Genomic DNA, 419 nt, shown 5'->3' on the forward strand with positions numbered 1-419 from the left:
AAGTTCCAACCAGAGAAATACGTTGTTTCTGAAGAGAAATACGATATCACAGGTGACAAGCTCGTTGATGATGATAAAGAGTTGGCAGACAAGTACGCAGATACCAATGCGAACCCATATGCGGACGATGCCTCAAACAACGAAGCAGAAAACTTGAATACTAAGACTGTTAAACGTGGTCAAAAATTGGTTTACCAAGTATGGTTGGATACAACTAAATTCGATGCAGCTAACAAGGACAACATCCAATCAGTAGGAATCTCAGATGACTACGATGAAACTAAATTGAATCTTGATGCTACTAAGATCAAAGCCTACGATTCAGTAACAGGTGCAGAAGTCACAGACAAATTTGATATCACAGTTAACAACGGTGTGATCACTGCAACCCTTAAAGCTGGCTTCACTAAGTCACTTGG

The 419-nt window shown here is 40.1% G+C and carries 1 protein-coding gene; it reads left to right on the forward strand.

The genetic code is table 11. The annotated features are described in order from the left end of the window. On the forward strand, window positions 1-419 hold a 419-nt coding region (locus tag HMPREF2571_RS10920; protein WP_256315272.1), incomplete at both ends, for an SspB-related isopeptide-forming adhesin.

Source organism: Streptococcus sp. HMSC068F04 (assembly GCF_001837455.1).
GTDB lineage: Bacteria > Bacillota > Bacilli > Lactobacillales > Streptococcaceae > Streptococcus > Streptococcus salivarius_D.